24 protein-coding genes are annotated in these 26,151 nt (G+C 59.4%); 19 read left to right on the plus strand and 5 right to left on the minus strand.

What is annotated here, in order from left to right; genetic code table 11:
• Positions 1 to 17 precede the first annotated feature (17 nt).
• Both glmM and glmS read left to right on the plus strand, forming a co-directional pair.
• The gene (gene glmM / locus VGB22_02065; GenBank protein ID HEX9750065.1) at positions 18 to 1,376 is read left to right on the plus strand and encodes a phosphoglucosamine mutase; all 1,359 of its coding nucleotides are present in this window, start codon (positions 18 to 20) and stop codon (positions 1,374 to 1,376) included.
• A gap of 868 nt (positions 1,377 to 2,244) precedes the next feature.
• Positions 2,245 to 4,071, plus strand: coding sequence for a glutamine--fructose-6-phosphate transaminase (isomerizing) (gene glmS / locus VGB22_02070; protein HEX9750066.1), 1,827 nt, complete (start codon positions 2,245 to 2,247; stop codon positions 4,069 to 4,071).
• Positions 4,072 to 4,187: 116 nt separating this feature from the next.
• Here the strand turns inward: glmS and VGB22_02075 are convergent, their stop codons facing one another.
• Both VGB22_02075 and VGB22_02080 read right to left on the minus strand, forming a co-directional pair.
• Entirely contained in the window at positions 4,188 to 4,490 is a 303-nt protein-coding gene (locus VGB22_02075; protein ID HEX9750067.1) for a hypothetical protein, read from the minus strand.
• Positions 4,491 to 4,664: 174 nt separating this feature from the next.
• Entirely contained in the window at positions 4,665 to 5,663 is a 999-nt protein-coding gene (locus VGB22_02080; GenBank protein ID HEX9750068.1) for a hypothetical protein, read from the minus strand.
• 430 nt (positions 5,664 to 6,093) lie between these two features.
• Here VGB22_02080 and VGB22_02085 point away from each other — a divergent pair, with 430 nt between their 5' ends.
• The 14 genes from VGB22_02085 (at position 6,094) to VGB22_02150 (ending at position 18,591) form a co-directional block, all read left to right on the plus strand.
• Positions 6,094 to 6,246, plus strand: coding sequence for a hypothetical protein (locus VGB22_02085; GenBank protein HEX9750069.1), 153 nt, complete (start codon positions 6,094 to 6,096; stop codon positions 6,244 to 6,246).
• 210 nt (positions 6,247 to 6,456) lie between these two features.
• Positions 6,457 to 6,636: a hypothetical protein gene (locus VGB22_02090; protein HEX9750070.1), complete on the plus strand. Its 180-nt coding sequence runs from the start codon at positions 6,457 to 6,459 to the stop codon at positions 6,634 to 6,636.
• Between the two features lie 108 nt (positions 6,637 to 6,744).
• Positions 6,745 to 8,604 (plus strand): glutamate mutase L, encoded by a 1,860-nt coding sequence (locus VGB22_02095; protein HEX9750071.1) that lies wholly within the window; start codon positions 6,745 to 6,747, stop codon positions 8,602 to 8,604.
• 80 nt (positions 8,605 to 8,684) lie between these two features.
• Positions 8,685 to 9,320 carry a hypothetical protein gene (locus tag VGB22_02100; protein HEX9750072.1) on the plus strand — a complete coding sequence of 212 codons (636 nt, stop codon included), beginning with the start codon at positions 8,685 to 8,687 and terminating at the stop codon, positions 9,318 to 9,320.
• A gap of 99 nt (positions 9,321 to 9,419) precedes the next feature.
• The gene (locus VGB22_02105) at positions 9,420 to 10,541 is read left to right on the plus strand and encodes a hypothetical protein (protein HEX9750073.1); all 1,122 of its coding nucleotides are present in this window, start codon (positions 9,420 to 9,422) and stop codon (positions 10,539 to 10,541) included.
• Between the two features lie 345 nt (positions 10,542 to 10,886).
• The gene (locus tag VGB22_02110) at positions 10,887 to 12,041 is read left to right on the plus strand and encodes a fibronectin type III domain-containing protein (protein HEX9750074.1); all 1,155 of its coding nucleotides are present in this window, start codon (positions 10,887 to 10,889) and stop codon (positions 12,039 to 12,041) included.
• A 21-nt stretch (positions 12,042 to 12,062) separates the two neighbouring features.
• Positions 12,063 to 12,866 carry a hypothetical protein gene (locus VGB22_02115; protein ID HEX9750075.1) on the plus strand — a complete coding sequence of 268 codons (804 nt, stop codon included), beginning with the start codon at positions 12,063 to 12,065 and terminating at the stop codon, positions 12,864 to 12,866.
• 17 nt (positions 12,867 to 12,883) lie between these two features.
• Positions 12,884 to 13,774, plus strand: coding sequence for a hypothetical protein (locus VGB22_02120; GenBank protein ID HEX9750076.1), 891 nt, complete (start codon positions 12,884 to 12,886; stop codon positions 13,772 to 13,774).
• A gap of 12 nt (positions 13,775 to 13,786) precedes the next feature.
• Positions 13,787 to 14,503, plus strand: coding sequence for a hypothetical protein (locus VGB22_02125; GenBank protein HEX9750077.1), 717 nt, complete (start codon positions 13,787 to 13,789; stop codon positions 14,501 to 14,503).
• A gap of 211 nt (positions 14,504 to 14,714) precedes the next feature.
• Positions 14,715 to 14,918 carry a cold shock domain-containing protein gene (locus tag VGB22_02130; GenBank protein ID HEX9750078.1) on the plus strand — a complete coding sequence of 68 codons (204 nt, stop codon included), beginning with the start codon at positions 14,715 to 14,717 and terminating at the stop codon, positions 14,916 to 14,918.
• A 143-nt stretch (positions 14,919 to 15,061) separates the two neighbouring features.
• Positions 15,062 to 16,426, plus strand: a complete 1,365-nt coding sequence (locus VGB22_02135; GenBank protein HEX9750079.1) for a DUF6754 domain-containing protein — start codon at positions 15,062 to 15,064, stop codon at positions 16,424 to 16,426.
• Positions 16,427 to 16,441: 15 nt separating this feature from the next.
• The gene (locus VGB22_02140; GenBank protein HEX9750080.1) at positions 16,442 to 17,068 is read left to right on the plus strand and encodes a hypothetical protein; all 627 of its coding nucleotides are present in this window, start codon (positions 16,442 to 16,444) and stop codon (positions 17,066 to 17,068) included.
• Between the two features lie 14 nt (positions 17,069 to 17,082).
• Positions 17,083 to 17,934: a hypothetical protein gene (locus tag VGB22_02145; GenBank protein ID HEX9750081.1), complete on the plus strand. Its 852-nt coding sequence runs from the start codon at positions 17,083 to 17,085 to the stop codon at positions 17,932 to 17,934.
• 21 nt (positions 17,935 to 17,955) lie between these two features.
• Positions 17,956 to 18,591 carry a hypothetical protein gene (locus VGB22_02150; protein ID HEX9750082.1) on the plus strand — a complete coding sequence of 212 codons (636 nt, stop codon included), beginning with the start codon at positions 17,956 to 17,958 and terminating at the stop codon, positions 18,589 to 18,591.
• A 58-nt stretch (positions 18,592 to 18,649) separates the two neighbouring features.
• Here VGB22_02150 and VGB22_02155 read toward each other — a convergent pair whose 3' ends face one another.
• The 3 genes from VGB22_02155 to VGB22_02165 all read right to left on the minus strand — a co-directional run bounded on the left by VGB22_02155 (position 18,650) and on the right by VGB22_02165 (position 21,456).
• A complete protein-coding gene (locus VGB22_02155) occupies positions 18,650 to 19,324 on the minus strand; it encodes an ERCC4 domain-containing protein (GenBank protein ID HEX9750083.1) in 675 nt (224 codons plus the stop codon).
• 313 nt (positions 19,325 to 19,637) lie between these two features.
• The gene (locus tag VGB22_02160; GenBank protein HEX9750084.1) at positions 19,638 to 20,954 is read right to left on the minus strand and encodes an asparagine synthetase B; all 1,317 of its coding nucleotides are present in this window, start codon (positions 20,952 to 20,954) and stop codon (positions 19,638 to 19,640) included.
• 76 nt (positions 20,955 to 21,030) lie between these two features.
• Complete coding sequence (locus VGB22_02165) at positions 21,031 to 21,456, minus strand: hypothetical protein (protein HEX9750085.1); 426 nt, start codon at positions 21,454 to 21,456, stop codon at positions 21,031 to 21,033.
• A gap of 329 nt (positions 21,457 to 21,785) precedes the next feature.
• Between VGB22_02165 and VGB22_02170 the strand changes: the two genes are divergently transcribed.
• The 3 genes from VGB22_02170 to VGB22_02180 all read left to right on the plus strand — a co-directional run bounded on the left by VGB22_02170 (position 21,786) and on the right by VGB22_02180 (position 26,148).
• Entirely contained in the window at positions 21,786 to 22,619 is an 834-nt protein-coding gene (locus VGB22_02170) for an NAD-dependent deacylase (GenBank protein HEX9750086.1), read from the plus strand.
• 98 nt (positions 22,620 to 22,717) lie between these two features.
• A complete protein-coding gene (locus VGB22_02175) occupies positions 22,718 to 25,342 on the plus strand; it encodes a tetratricopeptide repeat protein (GenBank protein HEX9750087.1) in 2,625 nt (874 codons plus the stop codon).
• Complete coding sequence (locus VGB22_02180) at positions 25,339 to 26,148, plus strand: dihydroorotate dehydrogenase electron transfer subunit (GenBank protein HEX9750088.1); 810 nt, start codon at positions 25,339 to 25,341, stop codon at positions 26,146 to 26,148. The genes VGB22_02175 and VGB22_02180 overlap by 4 nt, the downstream gene beginning before the upstream one ends.
• Positions 26,149 to 26,151 lie beyond the last annotated feature (3 nt).

Consider the following 26,151-nt stretch of genomic DNA (forward strand, 5'->3'; position numbering starts at 1 on the left):
TCCGAGGTCCATGCCACGTGCCTGAGACATCCGAACTGAAACGATCCGTATCCGGCGTACGCGGTATCGTCGGCGACACACTGACTCCCGAACTGGTCGCCCGGCACGCTGCGGCATTCGGCAGCCTTCTGAGTGGCGACAAGGTTGTCGTCGCCTCCGACACGCGTCCGACCGGCCCCATGATCAAGGAAGCGGCCATCAGCGGATTGCAGTCGGTCGGCTGCGATGTCATTGACATCGGGATCGCGCCGACCCCGACGGTGCCATTGGCGGTCACGCACTTCAAGGCCGCAGGCGGGATTGCAGTCACCGCTTCGCACAATCCCATCGAGTGGAATGCGCTGAAATTCATCGGGTCGGCGACGCAATTGCTGTCGCCGACGCTATTTGACCGCATCTACGATCTCGCCGATGGGAACGGTCGAATCGCATACAGGGGCTGGGACAAGATCGGTTCACGCACATCGTCGTTGGCGATGTTGAATGTTCACATTCGGCGCGTTCTCTCGTTGAAGCAGGTCGCAACACGTGCCGTCGCACGGCGCAAACCGAAAGTGGTCCTCGATGCGGTCAATGGCGCCGGATCGGTGTATGCACCGGCGCTGCTGAGGAAACTGGCATGTCGCGTGGTCGAGATTCACTGCAGGCCCGACGGACGATTCCCGAGAGGAACCGAGCCGTTGCCCGAGAACTTGAAGGATCTGTGTGCGGCAGTAGTGAGGCATCGCGCCGATATCGGCTTTGCGCTTGATCCCGATGCCGACCGTCTGGCCGTCGTCGACGAGCAGGGCAAGCCCCTGGGAGAAGAGCGCACGCTCGTGCTGGCGACCGAATGGGTACTCTCGCGCACGCCGGGACCGGTGGTCATCAATCTTTCGACGACACAGGCGGTTCTCGATGTCGCCAAATCACACAAACAGCGCGGGTACACCGCCAAAGTCGGCGAGGCGAATGTCGCCGCAATGATCAAGTCCAAACACGCCGTCATCGGGGGCGAGGGCAACGGCGGCGTAATCATGCCCTCGCTGCATCCGGGGCGCGATGCGATGCTGGGGATGGCATTGGTGTTGTCGTACTTATCCCACGCCGATCAACCAATATCACAGTTGTCGGCCGGGCTGCCGATGTATTATGCCGCCAAAACCAGGAAAGCCCAGTCCGGGGATTGGCAGGACCGATTGAGTCGTTTTGCCGATCACTTCGGTACAAGGGGACAGATCGACACGCGGGATGGGATTAAAGTCACGATGGACGGTGAATCGGTTCATGCGCGCGCTTCCAATACTGAGCCAATTGTCCGTATATCGACTGAGGCTAGAACGCAGAAGCAAGCGAAGGCGTTGCTCTCGGAGGCATTGGAGTCGCTGGGGTATTGATCGATCGGTGTCCCGGAGCGATCATCCCGGAGTTCAGACGGATGAGTTCACTCGCCTCATCGACACCGGAACCTCGTGGGGTGTAAGGTACAAGGGAGTGAGTACAGCTCAGACATTTGCCATCGCAGCCAATCTGATCGTGGTTACGAATTGGTCGGTAGTACACGCGCAGCTCGACTCAATTGATGCGCGTAGTTTATTCTGTGATGCTCTGTATCAGTACCTGAGAGTCGAAGGGGTATCGGACAGTGCACTCGATGCACTGAGCGACTGTGTTCCAATGCGGATTGTGCATCACATATCACAGGATCCCGAGTACATTAACTTCGAGTTGGCGTGTATTCCAGTCCCTCTTCGTCATGGTGACAGTTCATTTGTGCCGAGCAAGAGTGAGGTGTTTTGCGGATGCTCAGATGGCCACGGCCTTACGTACGTAGTCATACTAAAGCAGAATCTGAACGGTTGGGAATCGATCTGGGACACAACTTTGCACTTCAGTTGTGCCCCGATTGGTCTGATGCATCAAGATCTCGGCATCGGTAAGGGTTCTTATCCCACGCTACATCTGATGGAGTCATGGGTTTGGGGTGTTACTAATTGGCTGATCGAATGGAACGGCGTGGCAGGACGATTTGTCTCCGATGCAACACGATTTGGCCCACAAACTATCACGGGGTGGTTTGAACCCATTGACATGAACGGAGACGGCGTCATGGAACTCAGTGTCCAGGACACCCACGGACCCGAGGCGCTCCACGGGAGAGTGTGGACATTCGATCAACGCACACAGCAGTACAGACTCGACTCAGCATTATCGGAGTACATGTTTCCAGGAAACGCGTTGGATTCAATAGAATAGAGGGCCCCCATGTGCGGAATCATCGGCTATGTCGGCGGGCAGCAGGCGCTGCCGCTTTTGATCGACGGACTCAAACGGATGGAGTACCGCGGCTATGACTCGGCCGGGTTTGCCATTTTCGGTCCGGATGGACTTCAATGCGAAAAGTACGCGGGGAAGATCGCGCGACTGGAGCAGGCACTCGTGGGCAAGAATTACGAGGGGACATGGGGCATAGCCCATACTCGCTGGGCCACGCACGGCGAGCCCAATGACAACAATGCCCACCCGCACACTGACGACTCCGGCGATTTCGCTTTGGTGCACAATGGCATCATCGAAAACTACGCCACGTTGCGCGAATGGCTGATCCGTCGCGGGCACCTGATCCGCACCGAGACCGACACTGAAATTCTCGTGCACCTGATCGCCGACACCTACGACGGTAATCTGGTCGAGGCGACCCGGATTGCGCTCTCGCAAGTCGAAGGCACCTACGGCATCGCAGTAACCACGCGTCACGAGCCGGAGTTGATCGTAGCGGCGCGACATGGCGCGCCCCTGGTGATCGGGCGCGGCAACATGGAAAACTTCGTCGCCTCCGATGTGGCGGCGCTGATCCGTCACACCAATCAGGTCGTCTACCTCGACGATCTCGAATTGGCCGCGGTCACGCGTGAAGGATTTTCGATCTCCAAAATCGACAAGACGGTCGTCACGCGCGAAGCGCAGGAAATCGAGTGGACGCTCGAAGAAATCGAGAAGGGCGGCCACGCGCACTTTATGCACAAGGAAATCCATGAACAGCCGGTCACGATCACCAATGCGATGCGCGGACGTCTCAACCGGGACGAGGCCACGGCGCGTCTCAACGGCATCAAGCCGCATCTCGAAGAATTGGGGCAGATCGACCGTATCATTATCACCGCCTGCGGGACATCGTGGCATGCGGCGTTGATCGGCGAATACATGATCGAGGACCTGGCCGGCATTCCCGCCGAGGTCGAATACGCCTCCGAGTTCCGTTATCGCTCGCCGATTGTCCGTCCCGGTACTGCCGTCTTCGTAATCTCCCAGTCGGGCGAGACCGCCGACACGATGGGAGCGATGCGTGAGGCCAAACGACGCGGCGCGCGCGTGCTGGGGATCTGCAATGTGGTGGGCTCAACGATCGCGCGCGAAACCGACGGCGGCATCTACATCCATGCCGGGCCGGAGATCGGGGTCGCCTCGACCAAGGCGTTCACGTCACAAGTAACCGTGCTCTCGCTGGTCGCGCTCCTCTTGGCGCGAATGCGCGAAATGTCGTTTGACCGCGGGCAGGAGATGATCGCCGAGTTGGCGGCGCTGCCCTCGAAAGTGCAGGCGATCCTCGACCGCGAGGATGAGATCCGCGCGATCGCCGCTGACTACCACCGTCACGACAACTTCCTATACCTCGGACGCGGCTACAACTTCCCGGTGGCATTGGAAGGCGCGCTCAAGCTGAAGGAAATCTCGTACATCCATGCCGAGGGATACCCCGCCGCCGAGATGAAGCACGGCCCCATCGCGCTCATCGATGAGCGCATGCCGGTGGTGGTGATCGCGTTGCGCGATTCAGTCTATTCCAAAGTCATCAACAACATCCAGGAAGTAAAGGCGCGCCGCGGCACGGTCATCGCCATCGCCACCGAGGGCGACGACGAGATCACCAAACACGTCGATCATGTGATCCATGTTCCACAGACGCTGGAGCCATTGACCCCGATTCTCTCCTGCGTCCCCTTGCAACTCTTGGCTTACCACATGGCGGTCCTGCGCGGCCGCGATGTCGACCAGCCGCGGAACCTGGCCAAGAGCGTGACGGTGGAATGAGGCGGCAAGTGTCGATTGCGCTGGTAGGGGCGCGATTCATTCGCAAACACGTATAGAAGAAAGCCCCCGCCGTTTCCGGCAGGGGCTTTTTCGTTCGAGTGAGGCGATCTCTCTTGTTAGCTCCTGCTCTTCATCGCCTTCTCGATTCCCGCTTTCAGGTCGGCGGCGTTCATGACCGGGGTCATATAGACTTCGGCGTTCAGTCCGAAGAAAAACGACTCGGCGACCGAGGGGATGTGTGTCGGGTCAGGCAGATCGATCACGAACATCGCGGTTCGCTTCCCGGCTTCGGCAAAGAAATACGCCGCTTCGGGTTTGAAGCGCTGCATGAAGGCCTCCATCACCTTCGGCAACGTACCGTTCTCAATTGCTTTGTTCCCCGCTTCGACCGGGATTGAGGCCTTCACTAAGGTGCGCATGGTCTGCGGCTCCTGTCTTGTGGGTGGATTGTGTGTTCTGTGGTGTTTCGCCCACAGATCCTGAAGCTAAGTAAACCGTGCCGGGGCGTCGCAGCTTAAGTTGAAAGCGAATGAAAAAAGCCCCGTCCCGGCAGTCGGGACGGGGCTTTGATGTTTCGTAATTCGACGCACGGCTTAACGGCTGCCGCCGGCAGAGGTGTTCTGGACCGGGGCGGATTGCTCGGTCTCGGTCGCGGACAACAGCTTTACGGCCGCAGTCGGGGTCTCGCCCTTGCTCTCATGCTTGGCGATGTACGCTTCGGCATCGGCACGGCTCATACCGCGCGCGACACAGGCGTCGATGCAGGCCTCACGCGACGGGACCGCATTCAGGTCCACCGCCACAGCGGCCTTGCCCGCCGACACGGCGCACTGAGCGTACTTTGCTTCCGCCTGCGAGCGTGTGAAACCATCGGCCATCAGACGGTTGAGGCACTCTTCCTTGCTGATGTTGCAGGCCTTGCCATCAGTCGCTGAGGCCAAGCTGGCGGTCGTCTTCGAACCGCTGCAGCCGGAGGCGCTGGCGGTCTGTGCATTGGCTTTCGAAGCACAGCCACTGGCGCTGGCGGTCTGCGCATTGGCTTTGGAGGCGCAACCATCAGCGCTCGCCAAGCTGGCAGTGGTCTTGGAAGCGGAGCAACCACTGGCGCTGGCAGTCTGAGCACTGGCCTTGGAGGCACAGCCATCGGCACTCGCCAAGCTGGCGTTTGCCTTGGAAGCACAACCGCTGGCGCTGGCAGTCTGAGCACTGGCCTTGGAGGCACAGCCGCTGGCGTTTGCTTGCTGGACGGCGGCGGCCTTGGAGGCACAGCCGCTGCCTTCGCTCGCGTTGGCCTGGTACACCTTGGCCTCGTTGCCGCAGCCCTTGGCAACGCATGCAGCCCATTTGGCCTCGGCATCAGCGCGCGTTAGACCATCGGCCATCAGCTTGGCAACGCACTCTTCCTTGGTGCAGGATTTTCCATCGGCGCCGACCAACTTGGCATCGGCCGAGGAAACCTGGGCGGTCGTTGCATCTTTCGATGCTTTCGCGTGTGAGTCGCAGGCGTATCCGTCGGCAATCGACAGACCGCCACCCAGCGCAACCACGGCCAACAGGGCGATGATTGTCTGGTGACGTTTCAGAAACTGCATGGTACCTCCCTTTGGGTTACAGATAATCAACTCGTTGTCGAATTCAACACTCTGAGTCAACAATTGATCCCGGAAAATTGTCCTATCAGTTTAATTCGGCAAGTAAATTCGTCTGACTTCAAGCAAAATGGAACACACAATTGCCGCTCTTGTCAATCCTTTTCGCCACACGGGGTTACCGACCAGCGCCGGTTTTATGCCAGCCTAAGCGCTCTAATCGTAAAATTGTGTCGCGATAGTTGAGGCAATTCGAGGATAACAGACTGTGCACCATGATATTACGATCCTGCTTGTAACGGCAGCCTCCATCGGGTTTATCCACACCCTCTTGGGACCCGACCATTATATCCCGTTTGTGGCCATGGCGAAATCGGGCCCATGGTCTCTGAGGAAGACCATCGCTGTCGTCTTGGTTTGCGGGTTGGGACACGTGGGCAGTTCGGTCATCATCGGCGCTCTCGGGATCGGGCTGGGCTGGGCGTTGGGCGCGATGGAAGCACTCGAAACGATGCGCGGCGATTGGGCAGCGCTGGCGCTGATCGGTTTCGGACTGGCATACATGATCTGGGGTATTCATCGCTGACTGCGTCAACATACGCACACACACTTCCATGTCGGTGGTGATGGGAATCCGGTTGTTCACGCACATGCTCACGTCGGCGAACACGTCCACGCCGATGCCCTCCCATACCGTTTCTCACCTTGGGCGCTGTTTGTCGTGTTCATTCTGGGGCCCTGTGAGCCATTGATCCCGCTGCTGATCATCCCGGCGTCTCAGCACAGTTGGTGGGGTGTGGCCGCCGTCATCCTGGTCTTCGGCGCAGTCACCATCATCACCATGCTGGCAATGACTTTCGCCCTCATCCACGGATTGAGTCTGATCCCGGTTCGGTCTTTTGAACGCTGGGTGTCTGCCCTGGCGGAATTTGCCCTTTTTGTTTCCGGAGCCCCGATCCGCTGGCTGGGGCTCTGACGCCCCCGATTCTCCAATCCGAAGACCGGCTTGAATCAGGGCGATCAATCCGCTATCGTCGAAAGTCTGTGCCGTTTGTGGTTAGCAAAGGGCCAGAGAAAACACCGCATGCCCACTGAATCCAAATCCCTCCATCCGGAAGACATCAAAGTCATCCTGGCGACCGACTGCGGTTCCACCACCACCAAGGCGATTTTGATCGAGAAGACCGGCGATGAGTATCGGCTGATCGTCCGCGGCGAAGCTCCGACCACGGTCGAGGCGCCGTTTGAGGATGTCACGATGGGTGTTCTCAATGCCGTGGGCGAGGTCGAGGAATTGGCGGGGCGCAAGCTCCTGGACGAAAACGGCAGGATCATCAGTCCTGCCAACGGCAAGGTCGGCACCGACATCTACATTTCGACTTCATCGGCGGGCGGCGGACTGCAAATGATGGTCGCCGGCGTCGTGCGCTCGATGACCGCCGAATCGGCCGAACGCGCCGCGTTGGGCGCCGGCTCAATCGTGATGGACGTGATCGCCTCCAATGACCGGCGGCAGCCGCATGAGCAGATCGAACGGATCCGTCGGCTGCGTCCCGACATGATCCTGCTTTCAGGGGGCATCGACGGCGGCACCACGACGCACGTCGTCGAAATCGCCGAATTGATTGCGGCGGCCGATCCCAAGCCGCGGCTGGGCACCGGATACAAGTTGCCGGTGATCTATGCGGGCAATAAGGACGCAACCGACGCGGTCAAAGAGACCCTGGCCGAAAAGACCGACTTGTCGGTCGTCGACAATCTGCGTCCGGTCCTCGAGCGCGAGAACCTGCTGCCGGCGCGCGAGAAAATCCATGACCTCTTCATGGAGCATGTCATGGCGCAGGCGCCCGGCTATCGCAAGCTGATGAGCTGGACCGATGCGCCGATCATGCCCACCCCGGGCGCGGTCGGCTCGATCATCAAACGGGTGTCCGAGATCGAAAACATCGAAGTGGTTGGTGTCGACATCGGCGGGGCGACCACCGATGTCTTCTCGGTTTTTCAGGGCGTGTTCAACCGCACCGTCTCGGCCAATCTCGGCATGTCGTATTCGATCTCGAATGTCTTCGCCGAATCCGGATTGCCCAATGTCATGCGTTGGGTGCCGTTTCACTTAGACGAGGGCGACCTGCGCAATCGCGTCAAAAACAAGATGATCCGTCCAACAACGATCCCGCAGATGATGGAAGAGCTGATCTTCGAGCAGGCGATTGCCAAGGAGGCGCTGCGGCTGGCGTTCATTCAGCACAAGTCGTTCGCCACAGTGCTGAAAGGGATCCAACAACAACGCACCATCGCCGATGCGTTCGAACAGACCGGATCGGGGCATACGCTGGTCAACATGATGACCCTGAATATGCTGATCGGGTCCGGCGGCGTGCTCTCGCACGCGCCGCGCCGACAGCAGGCGGCGCTCATGTTGATCGACGCGTTTGTGCCGGAGGGAATCACGCGGTTGGCGGTCGACTCGATCTTCATGATGCCCCAGTTGGGTGTCTTAGCCGAGGTCCATCCCAGGGCAGCGACCGAAGTGTTCAACAAGGACTGCCTGATTCATCTGGGCGTCTGTGTCGCCCCGGTCGGTGAATCGAAAGCGGGCAAAGGCGAAACGATGCATTACAAAATCGAACGCCCCGATGGCACGGTCGACGAAGGCACACTCGCGTTCGGCCAGATGACACTGATCCCGCTGGGGTTTGACGAGAAATCCTCGTTGCCGATCTCCGCCAAAGCCGTTCTGGAGCCCGCGCGCGGATTCGATGTCGGAGCCGGCAGGGGGAACAAACTGGAATGCCAACTTTCCGGCGGCGTGGTCGGTATCATTCTTGACGGGCGCGGACGGCCTTTCGTCCTGCCGACCGATGACAAGGTCCGCGTCGCCAAGCTCAAAGAGTGGATGACGACGCTGGATATATATCCCGTCGAAGCATTGCAGAGATTATAGGGTACAAAGTGCGGACGAGTGGGACTATCAGTCGTGTGTTCGCCGGAGTTCTATTTGCATCCCTCTGGTCCATCCTGCTTGTGAGTTGTTCCAACGACGACGAGAAAGACAACAACGCCATCACCGGGCAGGTCATCGATTCCGACAGTCTGCCCGTGCCCGCAGCACACATCGCCATCGACTTCCGTCTGGCGGACGACTCTGAATTGTTTGGGAAGGTAGCGGTCGTTACGACGCTCAAGCCATATCCCGCCGACATCAGTGACAGCAGTTGCAACTATATCTTCGATTGGTGCGGCGAGTTGTTGACCACGATCAAATGCATCGGTGATGAACTGTGCATTTGGGACGGCACGCAACTGGGTGTGCTGAATGCCTCGCCGGGACTGTACACGATCGAGAGGCGCGATTGTGAAACGGGAATAACCGCGCAGGTCGACACTGTCCTGCTCATCCGGACCGACCTGGAAGACGAACTCAATGATATGCTCATTCCGCTGGCGACGACCGACTTTCAGGGACGATTCGCGATTCCCCGTTGTCTAGTGCCGACCGGCGTCCAATTCGGCTGCGTTCCCGAAGGCGAGCCCGCTGTCTGCGAGGTCGATCCGTTCGTGTTGGTCTATGCATGGAAAGATGACAAGCAGGGACTGGAACGTATCACGATCCCCGACCGTGGCACGGTGGAAGTGACGATTCAATTGTCGGGGAAGTGATCGGGGATCTGCACGCTGAACTCAGCCCACCATTTTCAGATCGATTGAGCACCACGAGTAAGGCGGGCTGAACCCACACACTGCAAATACGGGAAAACGATGGCACACGCATACACACCCGGATTGAAAGTCACCGATCAAGTTCGATTGGTCAAAGAGCGTATCCTGCCTTTGAAAGGCGAGGTGTTGGTCAAGAAGGGCGATCTCGTTGATCCCGGCACGGTCGTGGCGCAGACCCATCTGCCGGGACCGGTCGAGCCGGTCAATGTCGCCAACATCCTCGGTGTTCCTCCCGAGGACATTCAGGACTGCATGCTCAAGCGCGAGGGCGACCCGGTCGAGAAGGGTGAAGCGATCGCGCGTTCGAGTTCATTCTTCGGCCTGTTCAAGTCCGAATGCAAATCGAAGATCAAGGGCACGGTTGAAAACATCTCGCACATCACCGGGCAAGTGCTGCTGCGGGGCGAGCCGGTCCCGGTGCAGGTGCGCGCCTACATCAAAGGCGAAGTCGTCGATGTCCATCCCAACGAGGGTGTCTCGGTCGCCTGTCAGGCGGCGTTCGTGCAGGGCATCTTCGGAATCGGCGGTGAAACACACGGTGCGATCAAGGTTCTCTCGCGCGACCACAACGAAGTGTTGGATGCCGAAAAGATTACGCCCGACTGCGTCGGCCAGGTTCTGATCGGCGGCTCGCGGGTCACCGCCGATGCGCTCAAAAGGGCCATCGTGGTCAAAGCCAATGGGATCGTTGCCGGCGGATTCGACGATCAGGATCTGCGCAACTTTCTGGGGCGTGACCTCGGTGTGGCGATCACCGGCTCCGAAGATCTCGGCGTGACGCTGGTAGTGACAGAAGGATTCGGTACCATCGCCATGGCCGAGAAAACTTTCGAGTTGTTCAAGCGGCATGAGGGCGAGTTGGCGTGCATCAACGGCGCTACGCAGATTCGCGCCGGTGTGATCCGCCCCGAAGTGGTCATTCCGCAAGCCGTGGCGGTCGCTTCCGACCGTGAAGTAGAGATTGCCGGTCTGGCGGTCGGTTCACCGGTCCGTGTGATTCGCCAACCATACTTCGGCAAATTGGGCACCGTGTCCGACCTTCCGGCGCCGTTGCAGAAGCTCGAATCCGAATCGATGGCGCGTGTCCTGGAGGTACAGTTCAACGGCGCCGGAAAAGCCATCATCCCGCGTGCGAATGTCGAAATGATCGAAGAAGTGTAGCGCGGGCATGGCCTTGAGGTCTGGGTGCGTGGTTTTCTATCCTTGACACCCGCTTAACACGCCGATAGGTTCAATCGGTACGCGCCCATCCTCCCGGGCGACAAGCAACGGGACTTGATGCCCGCAGTGGCACGCGACTGAAGCCCGAATTTGAAGACAGCACCCGCACCATTTCGTCGTTCCTGTCACGCTGAACGTATCCTTGTTGTCATCTGCTTGGCGACTGCGCTGTGTCTGCTGATCCGGACTCGATCCGCTACTGCTCAATCGTCATTACGGATGTCGCCTGACACATCCTCCAATCTGGCCCCAATCGGATCGGCGATCATAAACCCGGACACCTTGTTGGAATTGTCGACTCCCTCCGTTGTGGTCCCGACGCCACAGTTCCGCCTGGGTCCGAGTCCTGCGACCGATGTTACCGCCGAGGACGCTCCCAACGATGTGGGTGGGGCGATTGTCGTGAATTGGAAGCCATCGCCGGACGAAGGCGCCGGACTCGGCTCCGTTACTGCTTACACACTCCTGCGCTCGACCTCTCTAAGCGGACCATTTGATACCGTCGGCACGATGACGTCAGGGATGACATCATTCATCGACGGTGGCGTCCTGGACGGCGTCGACTACTACTACATCGTGGATGCTATATCCATAGTGAATGGAGTAGCGGGGTTTATGACGCTGTCCGTACGATCCGAACCGTCCGTCGCCGTTCAGTCGCATGCGCAATGGTTTCACAAAGGACGAATCAATGCCTTGATCGCGGTCATCATCCTCTCCGGTTCGATTCTGTATTTCATCACACAAGCCAAATCGGGGCGTGAGTTGTTCATCCGCAAGATCGCGGGACTGGAAGCTGTCGATGAAGCGGTGGGGCGCGCAACCGAGATGGGGCGCGAGATTTTCTTCGTTCCGGGCATTGAAGACATGAACAATGTTCAGACGATTGCCGGGGTGACCATCCTCGGGCGGGTCGCCAAAATGGCGGCAACGTATGATGCAAAGCTCGATGTCCCGGTGCGCCGTTCTTTGGTGATGGTTGCCGGGCGCGAGACGGTCAAAGAGGCATATCTCGACGCGGGACGGCCCGATGCCTACCACGACGACATGGTGCATTATCTCACCGACGACCAGTTCGGGTATGCCGCCGGCGTCGATGGCATGGTTGTTCGGCGCAAACCGGCCACTATCTTCTACATGGGCGCGTTCTATGCCGAGTCGCTGATCCTGGCGGAAACCGGCAATTCGATCGGGGCCATCCAGATCGCCGGGACCGCACAGCCCGCGCAGTTGCCGTTTTTTGTCGCCGCATGCGATTACACGCTCATCGGCGAGGAACTCTTCGCGGCGTCCGCGTATCTGTCCAAAGAACCGCGACAATTGGGGTCGCTGAAGGGGCAGGATGTGGGCAAATTCTTCATCCTGGCCTTCGCGATCATCGGGATTCTGCTGGCGACGTTCAATCTGCTCGACATGTCGCACTGGTTCACTGTGAACTGACAGCCCATCACAACGGCCGCCATGAAACGTGAAGTCCCTCTCATCCTGACCGGCGTTGTCGGTGTTGTGTTCATCATCCAGTTTTTCATCCCGCATGAACCGTTTCACTCGCTGGCCGATGTCTTCTCCGATTGGTTTTCGATCATCGAGTCGTGCGCCATCTGGCTGGGGGCGTTCAATCTGATCAAGCTGTCGATGGACCGACTGGGACGCAGGATTCTCATCCCGACCGTCGGGGTCGTTTCATTGGCGCTGCTCTACGGGATTATCGCGGCGCCCGGATTTCTCCAGGGGCAACTGCCGCTGATCTTGTTCCTGATGGCATTCCTGCTTTTGGCGGCCGGACAGTACTCGCGCAGCAAGATGTCGGATGAATGGTTTCTCTCGTTTTCGACCATCGTGTCGTTCGTGCTGATTCTGATCGTCGGCTTCGGCTTCTCCGCTGGACGCCGTTTCCTGGAGCCGGGAACCAGCTTCGACTACTTGTATGTGAATGTCTATTCGCCGCTGTCGTCGACGATGTTCGCCATGCTGGCGTTCTTCGTCGCGTCGGCGTCGTATCGCGCATTCCGCGCACGCAATCGCGAGGCGACACTATTGCTCTTGGCGGCATTCTTCGTGATGCTTGGGCGCGTCCCGCTGGGAGACTTGATGAGCTCGTTTATGCCGGAGGGAGCGCGGCTCTCGAATTTCGCGGACTGGATCATGAACTTTCCCAACGCGGCCGGTCAACGCGCCATCATGATCGGGATCGCGCTGGGGATCGTTTCGACATCGCTGCGTGTGATCCTCGGCATCGAACGGTCACACTTAGGCGGTGACTAGGAAGCCCGCATATGCAGATGAATCAGGCACCGGGCAAGATCAATTTCTGGGACCGGCTGATCGCCATCGACCGGCGCGTCATCTTCCTCGCGGTCGGCCTGGCGGTGTCGCTGCCGCTCTTTTTGAACATTTCGCAGAAGATCTACATATCGCCGGAAGCGCGCGACCTTTACGACGCGCTGGAGGCGCTCCCCGCCGGATCGAAAGTCTTGATACCCTGCGACTACGACCCACCATCCGCACCGGAGCTGCAACCGATGGCGGTGGCGTTTATGCGCTACTGCCTGCGCCGTGATTTTAAGATGATCATCATGGGTCTGTGGCCGCAGGGACCGCAGCAGGCGAATTTGGCGCTCGAGACGGTGGCCGGCACGACGCCCGGCACGGAATTCACCTATGAAGGTCGTACCCTGCGTTACGGAGTCGACTGGGTGAATCTCGGATTCCAGGAAGGGCGTGAGTTTGTCATCGCCCGCATGGGGTCGTCATTTGCCGCCGCCTTTCCGCGCGACTACAGCGGCACGCCGGTCGGTGAACTGCCGCTGATGCGCGGAGTCTCCAACTTCAACAATGTCGACTTCGTCTTCAACCTGTCGGCCGGATATCCCGGCACCATCGAGTGGGTGCAATTGGCCGGTGACCGCTTTCATGCCGCGCTGGGGGCGGCCAACACGGCGGTGCAGGCGCCGATGGTATACCCCTACTACCGCGCCGGGCAGCTCAGCGGCATCCTCGGCGGGATGAAGGGCGCCGCCGAGTTTGAAGCGTTGGTGGGTGCGACAGGAAAAGGCACCAAGGCGATGCTGTCGCAGTCGTTCGCGCACGCGATCACGATACTGTTTATCATCATGGGGAATATCGCCTTCTTCGTCGGCGGACGCCGCTCGCGCCTGGCGACAAAGGGATAGGAAGTTGAGCCGGTGAAACTGCGTGCCTCATCGATCATCCTCTTGCTGGTCTCAGCGGGCTTGTTCGCCCTGTCGGCGAACTCGTTTGGCTTTGCGATGACGCTGGCCGCGTTCTTCACGCTCGGCATCTTCTCATTTCTCTACACAGACAACCCGTACTACAAGTTCTGCGAGGCGGTGTTTGTCGGCATTTCAGCGGGATACTGGTTTGTCTCACTGTACTACCAAAACTTGCTGGCGAAATTGATCGACACGCTGATGGACTCACCGTTTGGGTGGAACTACATTGCCTACGTATTCGCCGGCGTCCTCGGTGTCATGATGTTGTTACGGCTGGCCCCGAAGATCGGCTGGATTTCGCGCTGGGCGCTGGCGGTGATTGTCGGCGCGACCGCCGGGCTCTGGTTCATCACCTACCTGCAGTCCAATGCCATGCACCAGCTCGAGGACACCATCAAGCCATTGCAGGCATACGCCGCCGATGGTTCCTTGTCGTGGTACCAGACCATCGGCAACATCACGGTCGCCATCGGCACCGTGACCGGCGTCATCTATTTTTTCTTCTCCAAGGAGCACAAGGGCGCATTCGGCACCGCCGCACGCGTCGGCATATGGTTCTTAATGATCACCTTCGGTGCATCGTTCGGATACACCGTCATGAGCCGCATGTCGCTGTTGATCGGGCGGCTGGACTTCTTGTACGGCAGTTGGCTGCGACTGATCAATTGACGTGTGAGGCGCTGCTGAAATCCGCTTGATGATCGCTTAAACGATGTCGATATTATTTTTATAGGTGGGTAACGGAAACATCGGACTTGAATGGGATCCGCTCGCAGTCCCCGCACACACAACTCCAGACACAGGACCGATTTGTTTCAACGGCCATAACGGCCAACGGACCTGGGGCACCGATTCGCCCCGAGCAGCAAAGGAAGTGGATATGCCGGAAGGAACGGTCAAGTGGTTCAATGACAGCAAGGGATTCGGCTTCATCTCCCTGGATGACGGCAAGGACGTCTTCGTCCATCACACCGCGATCCAGATGGATGGTTTCCGTTCGCTCCAGCAGGGCGACCGGGTAACCTTCGATGAGGTCGAGGGGCCCAAAGGACCACAGGCCGCCAACGTGCGGAAGGTCACATAAGACCTCCTCGTCTCGCTGACGATGCTCCCGGTTCCGGTCAAATCCGGGACCGGGATTTCTTTTGCCCGAATACGCGCCGTGCATTTCCATTGCGTTGTGTACGGCGGCGGGTTAGGTTGGATCGCCGTTCGAGATCACTGCTGATGACGATCCCGAATCACCACTCAGTGTTGCGTCAATTGTTCTCAACTGTATTCAGCGGCCTGTTGCTGCTGTGGGCCGTTTCCGTCGCCAGCGCCCAGGCCGACGACATCGACACAACGGCCGCCGCGGACACGACGCGGACCATGACGCCGCCGCCGGCGCCTGCGTCGTCGGTTCGCGCCGATGACAAACCCAACGATCATGGACATGGGATCATCGTCGAGTGGGATCTCTCTCCTGATGACGGCGGTGGACGAAAGAACGTCATCCTCTACCAAGTGCTCCGCAGCCCCAGGATGGTCGGGCCGTTCTCCCCCGACTCAATTCCCGCCGGTGATGCGTCCTATCGCACGTTTTCCAGCGCAGCCTATCGCACCGCCGCCTGGCGATTGGTCGACGGCGAATGGGATACGGTTGGCCAGGCGCCCGCGGGGACTGACCGCTTCGAAAATGTCGGGGGGAAGTTCCGTGACGGTCGTGACTACTTACCGGATGATTTCGATTTCCGCTATGCCATTGAGACGCATTCGGTCAGCGGTGCGATGTCGATCTCACAAGCATCGCCGCCCGCGCACGCGCGCGGTCATTGGGTACACCTCGATCGGCTGTTCCACATCGGATTCCCTACGGCTCTCTATACCGCGCTGGTTCTCGGGTTTATCGCGGCCGCGCAAAAAGGTCGCGACCTGTATATCCGCCCGCTCCCCGGCATCAGCGCGGTCGATGAGGCGATCGGGCGCGCCACCGAGATGAACCGCCCGATCCTCTACGTGCTCGGGCTGGGCGCCGCCGATGAGATCGCGACGATTGCCTCGTTTACGATTCTCTCGCGTGTCGCCAAGAAGGTCGCGGAGCACCGCACCGAATTATTGGTCCCCTGCTACGATGCCGTAGTCATGTCGGTTGCGCAGGAGACGGTCCGGCAGGCGTATCTCGATGCGGGCCGCCCCGATGAGTACAAAGAAGACATCGTCTATTTTGTCACGCAGGATCAGTTTCCGTATGTCGCTGCGGTCAACGGCACCATGCTGCGGCGCAAGACGGCCACGAACTTCTATCTGGGCGTGTTCTACGCCGAGTCGCTGATCTTGGCGGAGACCGGCTCCCTGGCGGGATCGATACAGATTTCCGGGACCGACCGTGTCACGCAGATTCCGTTTTTCGTCGTCGCCTGCGACTACACGTTGATCGGTGAGGAGCTCTACGCGGCGTCTGCCTACCTGGGGCGCGAGCCGAAACTGTTGGGGACGTTGAAGGGGCAGGATTGGTTCAAGATGTGTTTTCTGGCGGTTCTCGGACTCGGCGCTGTCGGTGCGGCCCTCAACATCGATTGGGTTCTCGCTATATTCCGAATGAGTTTGTAACCGGACGCGACGATCATGAAACGCCAACTACCGCTCATCATTATATTCATCCTCGGTGTCTTCATGGTCGTGCAGTACCACGTTCCGCATGAGTCGTCGGAGTTTTTCTATGAGTTTGTCGCGCTCGACTGGCCGCCGATCATCGGTATGTTCGCCCTGACATTGGGGATCATCTCATTGGTGCGCGTCTCGATCAATCGCGTGCGGCAACGTCAGGATAATTGGCAGTACTCGATTTTCACGCTCGTGGCGCTGACGGTCATCATGATTGCCGGTTTTTTGCCTCCATACATGGGACCCGAGGCGACATCGGTGCGCTGGATGTTCGACCGGATGATCATCCCGGTGTCGGCCACAATGTTCTCGTTGCTGGCGTTTTTTATCGCCTCGGCCTCGTATCGCGCCTTTCGCGCGCGCTCGGTCCTGGCGACGATCCTGCTGGTCGCCGCCGTCATAGTGATGTTGCGCTTCTTTCCGCTGGGCCCATTCGGCGATCCCATCGCCGCAACGGCGGGCTGGATTCTGAATGTCCCGAACCTGGCCGCCAAGCGGGCGATCATCATTGGAGTCGGCTTGGGAATCGTCTCAACGGCGTTGAAGGTCATTCTCGGAGTGGAGCGTTCGTATTTGGGGCGTGATTAGGAACGGCGCAGACGATGAACATCTTCGAGAAAATGTTCGCCTTCGACCGGCGCTGGGTCTATCTGATGCTCGGGGTCGCGGTGGTCATTGCAGTCAAAGTGCCGTTCACCGTTCCGATCCGAATCTCCAAGGAAGCGCGCAACATCCATCTGTATTTGGACACGCTCAAAGCCGGGGATGCCATCCATCTGGCCATGGATTACGATCCGTCGGTCATGGCGGAACTGCAACCGATGACCGATGCGGTTCTCAAGCAGTGTTTCCAGCGTAAGGTCAAGGTCGTTGTCTCCGCCTTGCACCAGTTCGGTCCGGCGCTGGCGGCACGGGCGCTGGATACGGCGGTGTCGAAGCACTTTGAGTTGACCGGGGAGAAGCTCGTCAATGGCGTCGACTATGTCTTCCTCGGATACAAACCCTACCCGGCGCTTATTATCCTCGGCATGGGGCAAAACTACCGGATTCCGTTCCCCACTGATTATTACAACGTGCCGCTGGATTCGCTGCCGATGATGGACCGCATCCGCAACTACAGCGATGTCAAGGCCGTCATCAACATATCCGGGACATCGGCGACCGACTGGTGGATCTCCTATGGGAACGGACGCTACGGCATTCCGTTGGCGATCGGTGTCACGGGCGTCATGGCGACCGACTATTACCCGTATTTGCAGACAAATCAAATCTTCGGGATGCTGGGCGGCATGGTCGGCGCGGCAGAGTATGAAACTCTCGTCAACACACCGGGCCCGGCCGTCGAATCGATGAAAGTCCAGGTCGTGGCGCACACAATCGTGATCATCTTCATCATCATCGGCAATATCGGCTACTTTGCCACGCGCCGCAAACAGCGGCAGAACATCGTATAGGAGTCGCGACGGACTGACCGTATGGAATGGGGAACCGCGATCGCAACAACGGTGTCAGCGCTGATTACGCTGGCGATCTTCTCGTTCCTGTACAAAGACAACCCATTTTACAAGATTGCCGAGCATACTGCTGTCGGCCTGTCAGCGGGATACTGGGTACTACTGCTGTTTTACAATGTCGCCATTCCCAACATCTACCAGAAGCTGGCCGAGGGCCAGTGGTGGTATATCTTTCCGACGTTGTTGGGTGCGCTCATGTGGACGCGCCTGTTTCGCGGCGTTTCGTGGATCTCGCGCTATCCCCTGGCGTTCTATTTGGGGATTGCCACCGGCGTGGCCATCCCTTTGGAGATGCGGGCGAAGATCATCGAGCAGCTCAATGGCTCGGTCGGGCTGATCTCCTACTGGCATTCCCCGGGGGCGCTCACCGCCACCGGTTTCAACAACGCGCTGATCCTGGTCGGTGTCGTGGCGGCCCTGATATACTTCTTCTTCTCGAAGGAGCACAAAGGCGTGACCGGTGCGGTGGCGCAGTTCGGCATCGGTGTGCTGATGATCGGTTTTGGTGCGGCGTTCGGGTTTACCGTAATGGCGCGCGTTTCACTGCTGATCGAACGTGTGCAATTCCTGCTGTTCGACTGGTTGCGCTGGTATTAGCGGCGGCGCGCCGCCCGGCGGCGCCGCAAATTCTCGACAATAGAGTTACAGTTTGATTCTAATGATCGCGTCCTTCGAGGAACGCGACGATGCGCTTGGCGCGCTTGGGGCCGATGCCCCCGATCTTTCCCAACTCGCGGACGTCGGCGGAGAAGATACCGCGGAGATTGCCGAAGTGCTCGATCAGCGCCCGGGCATGCTCGTCACCGATGCCGGGCAACAAGCGGAGAATGCGGTCGGATGGCGGAAGCTCTTCATCGCCGGGCACTCCCTGGCCATTGCCCGAGGGCGGAGTGGCGGACACCTGGGCATCGACCGATTCGCCCATGCCGATCTGTACCTGGGTCGCCATGGCATAAAGCCAGTCCGCCGTCGCGGCGGCATCCTCGGCGAATAGCACGGGGACCCGGTTGTGTACGGCGACGAAGGCCAGGGCGCCGCGCATCGCACTGCGCGACGGGGAACCGCCATTGACTGGCAGTTCGCCTTCGACGATCACAACCGGCTCACGCACCGACTTCTTGAGATTTGTAATACGCCGAAAGATCTCGCGCTCAGCGGTCCACCGCGCGAGATCGACGGCGGAGACGCACAGGACCGTGCATCGGGTTGAAACCCGGAAGTCCCCGACCGGAAGATTGTCCAATGTGATCGTCGCGCCGCGTTCCCGCAGTCGCGCCGTCACTTCCGAGCTTTCGCGCAGGTGGTCTACTGCAATGGTGATGTGTTTCACAGCCGTATGGTCCTTTCGACCGGCGGCGGTGGCTGCCTCACCGACAACCGCAAGTTTTTTTGCTGTCCTCAGTCCAGAACCGCGTCGCGTGACCGGTGTTCCCGGCTGGAGAGCGATTCTGTGGTCGATCAGTACGCGTGGACTGCTGAAGTTTCCGACGGACGGTCCACCCGATCGTCGGTCGCCGTTCCCCCCGGATCGGCAATGATATCCGACTCCGCTGCCCCGACTGCAGGATGAGACGGTCTACAGTACGGCCCCACAATATAGCATCGAATCGGATTTGCGCAAGGCCCCTGCGACAACCCACTGGTCAAGTTTTGCGCTCCTTTTTGCGCGCGGCCGGGAAGAGGACGTTGTTGAGGATCAGACGATACCCCGGCGAGTTGCGATGCAGCGACAGGTCTGTCGGAGGATCGTAAATCAAGTGCTGATAGTCTTCCGGATCGTGGCCGCCCAGAAAGGTGAAGGTCCCCTTGTCGAGGTTGCCGTGCAGGTAGCGGACTTCGTTTTGCCCGGCATTCTCGCCCAGCAGGATCGCGTATTTCTTGACCAGCGACTTGCGAAACGCCGTCGTCTGACCCATAAAACCGGGGATGGCATCGACATGGCACTGCACCAGCATCGTCGGCACCGGATCGAGCTTCGCGGAGAATTCAAATAGCTGAAAGTAGTCACCCGCCTGGCTGAAGCGCGACGCGATCCGATCGGGTGTCGTGTCGATGTTGGAATGTGAATACTCCATCGGCTCCAGCGAGATCGTAAAATCGGTGAATGCCATGCAACGCTCGTACTCGAGCTTGGACTGGCAATTGGGGTCGGGCGGGTCGCCGTCAAACGGTTCCGGCACGATGTCGACATCACCTGCGGATAAGATGATGTCGAGAGTCTCCGGCGCCGAACACATCGCAAACAAAAATCCACCGCGTGAGACATAGTCTTTGATCGTCAAGGCCACCGTTCGTTTCAAATCGGACACCTTACGGAATCCGAGCAGACGGGCGGTCTCCTCGTTGAGCTGGACCTGCTGACGATACCACAACTCGTTGCGGTAGGAGCCGTAGAATTTTCCGTACTGTCCGGTGAAATCCTCGTGGTGCAAGTGCAGCCAGTCGAAACGGTCCAAGGCACCGTCCAAAACCTCCTGATCCCAGATCGTCGCGTAAGCGATTTGCGCGTAGGTCAGCGCCAGGGTGACCGCGTCATCCCACGGCTCGTTGCCCGGTGGCGCATAGATCGCGATCAATGGCGCCTTTTCGAGAAGGACCGACTCCATGTTTTCATTCTCGATGGTTTGACGAATGGCCGCGACTTCTGCGTCGCCGACCGATGTATACCGGACCCCGCGCAGATCACACGAGTCGGCGATGTCCTGGTAGTAGCTGGCGAGGAAACTTCCGCCACGGTAGTTGAGCAGCCATTCGACCTTGACGCCGCGCGTCAGGAGATGGAATGCGACTCCATACGCCTTCAGGTGATCGGTCTGTGCATTGTCCATCGGGATGAGCATCGACTGCCCGATGGCGGACGTTGTCAGGCCGCCGGTGAGTACAGCCGCGAGAGCAATGCTGCGCAACCAGCGTCGCGCCGAGCGCACAATGTCAGTACTCTGCTGGCCGGTATCGATCATGTTGATCTCAAGGTGTTGCTCGCACTGGACGGCGTCCCCACGGCTCAATTAAACCCCATCGGCGCGATTCGGTTCGTTAAAAGCTGAGACTCACCGAGAGGCGGAGCGGCCGATTGCGGCCAAGGGCATCCAAGTCCAGATCGGAGTGTGCCTTACCGCCCCAGAACTCATCATCGAGCCGCCTGGTTCGCTCCAGATCGAGCAGATACGAATCGGCGTAAGCATCGAACATCGAGACGAAGATCGTGATTCCCGTCAGCCAAGTGAAGAAGTTGCGTCGGTCGCGACGGTGATCGTAGGTGTCGTACTCGATTCCTGACTCGCGCGCACGGTGTCGCCAAATCAGGGCTTTGGTGACGAAGTATGTCTCGACGGCGAAGTAGATTGCGGCCTTTTGTCTCTTGCCGTTGGACCACTGTCCCCAGCCGGGGAAGGCGACCGACTTGAGCAGTGCCCCGGTGGGTGACGAAAAAAACGGGCGGTGCGAGGCGACCAGGGCCAATCGCTTTCCCCTCACACCCGTGTTTTGTACGTCACCTGAGTCATTCGACGCCTGTGCAAAGTACCTCAAGTCCCGGTCTGGTGACCGAGCAACGAGATAGGACCGTATCCGTGAAGGATCGTACGGCACTTCTGAGCCGAATGCGAGGCATGTCGGCAAGAGCACCGTCAGGAGCGCGAGCTGCATCAGGTTCCGCTGCGGGGCGTGGCTTTTCATCGATCGATGCTCACTTCGGGTTCGCTGGATTCGGACACCTATTGTACCCCTTCAGCAGCGCGTCGCTGGAGGTGAGTGTTGGCTCCGCCGGGCTGTCTCAATATATTGCGGCGATGCCGGTTCCGTCGATACCGCAGAGTCTGATCGAGCGGCTGGATCCTGCCCGCAGCATCTGTGTTTTCACCGGTGCGGGGATGTCGGCCGAAAGCGGGATTCCGACCTTTCGATCTCCGGGCGGGCTCTGGGAGCGCTTTCAACCCGAGGAGTTGGCAACGCCGGCGGCCTTCGCCGTGAGGCCGCAGACCGTTTGGGAATGGTATCAACACCGTAGACGGATCATCGCAGAGGCAAAACCGCATCCGGGTCACCGGGCGATCGCCGACCTGAAGAAGAGATGTGCCCGTGTGGCGGTGGCAACGCAGAACGTCGATGGTTTCCATCAACGGGCCGGATCGGACGTGGTCTATGAGCTGCACGGCAGCATTCATCGGATTCGCTGTCAGCGGTGTCAAACGCGTGATTCCAGTCCTTCGCTGGCTGATTCCGCAACGGTGCCGCGTTGTCGCTGCGGAGGATTGCTGCGCCCCGATGTCGTCTGGTTCGGGGAAACTCTGCCGGAGGCGGTCTTCGAAGCCGCATTGAGCGCGGCTGTCTCGTGCGAGGTTTTTCTTTCGGTGGGAACCTCGAGTATCGTCTATCCCGCTGCGGGACTGATCGATGCCGCCCGGGACGCGGGGGCATTCCTGATCGAGATCAACCCAGAGGCGACAGAGCGCTCGGTATTGTTCGATGTCGCTCTCCGCGGTGCGGCTGGTAAAATCCTTCCCGAACTCTGCGCAGTTGTCGGGGTAACCTGTAATGAGACCATGTCTCCGGAGGGAACCGAACAAGCCGTTTTGGGTCGGTCCAGTGATATGCCCTCCGTTCCGAAAGAGAACCAGGGGTAACTGAGTTGACTTCGATCCATCATCAGAGACGAGAGGAAGCCGGCCATTCGGAGTCGGCGCGGCGTTGCCCAAGTTCGCTCTTGTCGATGGCCGTGATCTTGACCGTTGCCCTCTTGGGCGCCGGGTGCGTGTACTTCAACACCTATTACAATGCCAACAAGTATTTCAAGCAAGCGGAGCGCCAGAATCAGGGCAACACAACCGGCGGCGTCGGCGCCAACAGACGATTGTATGAGGATGCGATCCTCAAGGCGCAGAAAATCGTCGACAAGCACCCCAACAGCAAATACCACGACGACGCGCTCTTCATGATCGGTGTCTGCTACTTCCGCATGGAAGATTTCCCACGCTCGGAACGGTATTTCCGCGAACTGCTGGCGACACATTCGCAGACGGGGTTTCTCGAGGAATCCCAACTCTATCTGGCGCGATGCCGGATGTTTCTCGGCGATCAGCAGGCCGGTTTTCGGACATTCACAGAGCTGGCAACAACCGCTCAGAAGCCCACATGGCGTTCCGAGGCACACTACCAGCGGGGTCTCTACTTTCTCGAAACCGAAATGTACGACTCGGCGGCTGCGGCATTCACGACGGTCTTCACAGACTACCAGGACACTGAGCGAGCGGACGAGTCACGGCTGCAGGCGGCGGCCGCGCTGCGCAGAATCGGCCGTCCTCTGGGCGCCATCGAGATCTACCAACCGCTGCGCGACGATCAAGACTTAGTCCTGCAGTTCAAAGCGCGGGCGGGCATCGGCAGCGCCTACCTGGATGCGGGAAACTTCGACTCGAGCATCGCGGTGTTCGAGCGGATGGCGGCCAACGATGACTTCTACGATTCGACTGCGATCGTCCGTCTCGCCTTGGGGCGCGCGTATGAGGGCATCGGCGATCAAAGCGCGGCGTGGCGTCAGTATGAGCAGGTTGCCGCGGGGTATGATCTGACCAACTGGTCGGGCGAGGCGCACTTCCGCATGGCGGAGATCAAGCAATTCCGGGAGGCGGATCTGTTGGCGGCCAAGGAGTTCTATGATGCCTCGCGACAGCAGGACTCCCGCGGTGAATTGGCCAATCTCGCGCTCACTCGTTCCGCAAACATCACCAGGCTGGAACAATTCCGTAAGGATCTGGGTCGCGGCGGCCTGTCCCAGGCCGGTGGAGACGCGGATCGATGGACCGATCCTGCCGACCTTCCCCCGTCGGAGCAAAGGAATCGCTCCTCACGCCGCGAGACCCGTCCCTTGCCCGTGCTTGTCTCGCTGCCGACTCACGGTCCGACTTTCCAGGAGTTAATGGCCGAGTCCGTCTACGGTCCCATCACCCCTGCCGAGGAAACTGCTGACACTGGAGCATACGCCCAGTTGCTGGCTGGCTTAGTCGACGCGGATACCCTGGGGCCGCCGACGGACCTGGCGCCCACGCTTGGACCGCCACTCAGTTGGTCGGATATCGAATTTAATCGCAAACGCAATTTGTTGCTCAGCGACAAGGAGTGGTGGTCGCTGCTGGGACGCGATTCGGTTCTCGGGCCGCCGTCGCCCGGCTACCGATATGCTTTCGGCCGGGGTCCCCTTCTGGGACCACCAGTGCCGTCCGACTCCGCGCTCGCTGCCTGGGCGGCGGCCGAGCGCAGCAATCCGGCCCGGCTTGAACGCGAGGCACGCTTGGCGACGCTTGAAGAACGAAAGGCGTACTTGACCGAACTCCAGACGGCCGCATCCACGCAGTTTAAGCTCGCCGAGCTATATCGGTTCGATCTTGGCTATCCGGATTCGGCGCTCACAGAATACGAACACCTGATCGATCAGTACCATGGGACCGCATATGCCGCCAAGGCGCTCCTGGGTGCGGCGGACATTCTGATCTCACTGCGGGGCGACACGGCCTCAGGGCGCGAATATCTGCGACGGATCACGCGCGAGCATCCCTATACCGATTACGCCGGCGATGCCATTGGGCGTCTGGGGCTCTCCGGCACGGCAGCGGACACGGCGCATCCGGCATGGGCGTACGCCAAGGCGGAGCGAGCCTATATTGACGAGGACAATTCGTCCAAAGCCCGACGACTGCTGAAGGACTTCGTCACCCGCTACCCGGATTCCCGCTTGATCCCTTCGGCGGAATTTTCGCTGGCCTTCCTCACCGAACACGAAGCGCAGGGGAATGACTCCAGCGTTGTGTGGGCGTATCAAGACATTCTGGCTGCCTATCCGCAGTCGGAGTGGGCGGCGGCGGCGCAGGCCAAGCTGACCACAACCGTCCAGCGCCCCACTCCGCGGCATCAGCAACCGTTACAAGAACAGGAAGGCGCCCTGGCGGCTGCGGACTCGGCCGCTCAAAGTGATACCGCGGGCGTGGCTGCGGCCTCACTTCCCAGAGCTCCCAAGCCGAAGGAAGCGGGCCAATTCCAATTCCCGCAGTCGGAAGTCGGGTCGGACATGAGACCGCACGTCATCGTGTACGCGATCCGAATTGACTTCCTGGGAGACATTGCCGAGTATGATGTTCTGCAGCCGTCGCCCTCGTACAATATCAACGAGGCCGCGCGGCACACGCTGGAGAACACGACCTTCTGGGCTGACTCGATCGCTCCCGATTCGCTGAACATATGGTACCGCTACGAACTGACGATTCAGCCGCCCGCGCGCGAGTTGGATGAATTCGACCGCCTCGGGATCAGTCCCACAAAGCCGGAACAATCGTTAGACGACGAAGAGCCGTGAGGCGACACCGCTTAGTCACCCTGCTGTCAACCCGACGCGTCGGGCCCAACGTTTTCCAACAACGATTTGAAGATCCGTTGATCGCGCGACGGGCGCGGGCGGGACAGTTCGTGCATTTGTTGCCCGGGTCTGAGCAGCTCTTTCGTCGTGCCTTTTCGGTCTATGCCACCGACCCGGACGCCGAAACGTTTGATGTGCTGCATCAAGTCTACGGCGAGGGAACGCGGCTGTTGTCGTGTCTGCCGAGGGGGGCCAGCATCGATGCCATTGGTCCACTGGGAAATCGCTTCACAGTTCCACCGCGCGGGCACACGCCAGTTTTGGTCGGAGGCGGCTTGGGCATGGCGCCGTTGCGACTTTGGGCGGCAGAGCTGCTCGACTCCGGAACTTCGAAACGGTCTGCGCCGCCGCTGCTGGTACTCGGCGCGCGCAATCGTGCGCTCTGCGTGACACCGTATGCGCTCCCGGGACTGTCCAGGCGGACACACTGGGCGACCGATGATGGATCACGCGGAATTCACGGCACTGCGGTCTCTTTGTTGGAACGTCTCATTGCCGAACAACAGATCGATGCGCATGCCGCCACCGTTTACGGATGCGGCCCCGAACCGATGCTGCGCGCGCTGGCAACGGTGTGTGCGGGGCATGGCATGCCGTGTCAAGTTTCGCTGGAGCGTTCGATGCCGTGCGGGTTCGGTGTCTGCATGGGTTGCGTCGTGCGCGCCCGAGACACGTCGGGGTACGACACTTTCAAACGCGTCTGTCGCGATGGTCCCGTCTTCGACAGTCACGCGATCATTCTCTAACTG

This window comes from Candidatus Zixiibacteriota bacterium (assembly GCA_036397555.1).
Classification (GTDB): domain Bacteria; phylum Zixibacteria; class MSB-5A5; order WJJR01; family WJJR01; genus DATKYL01.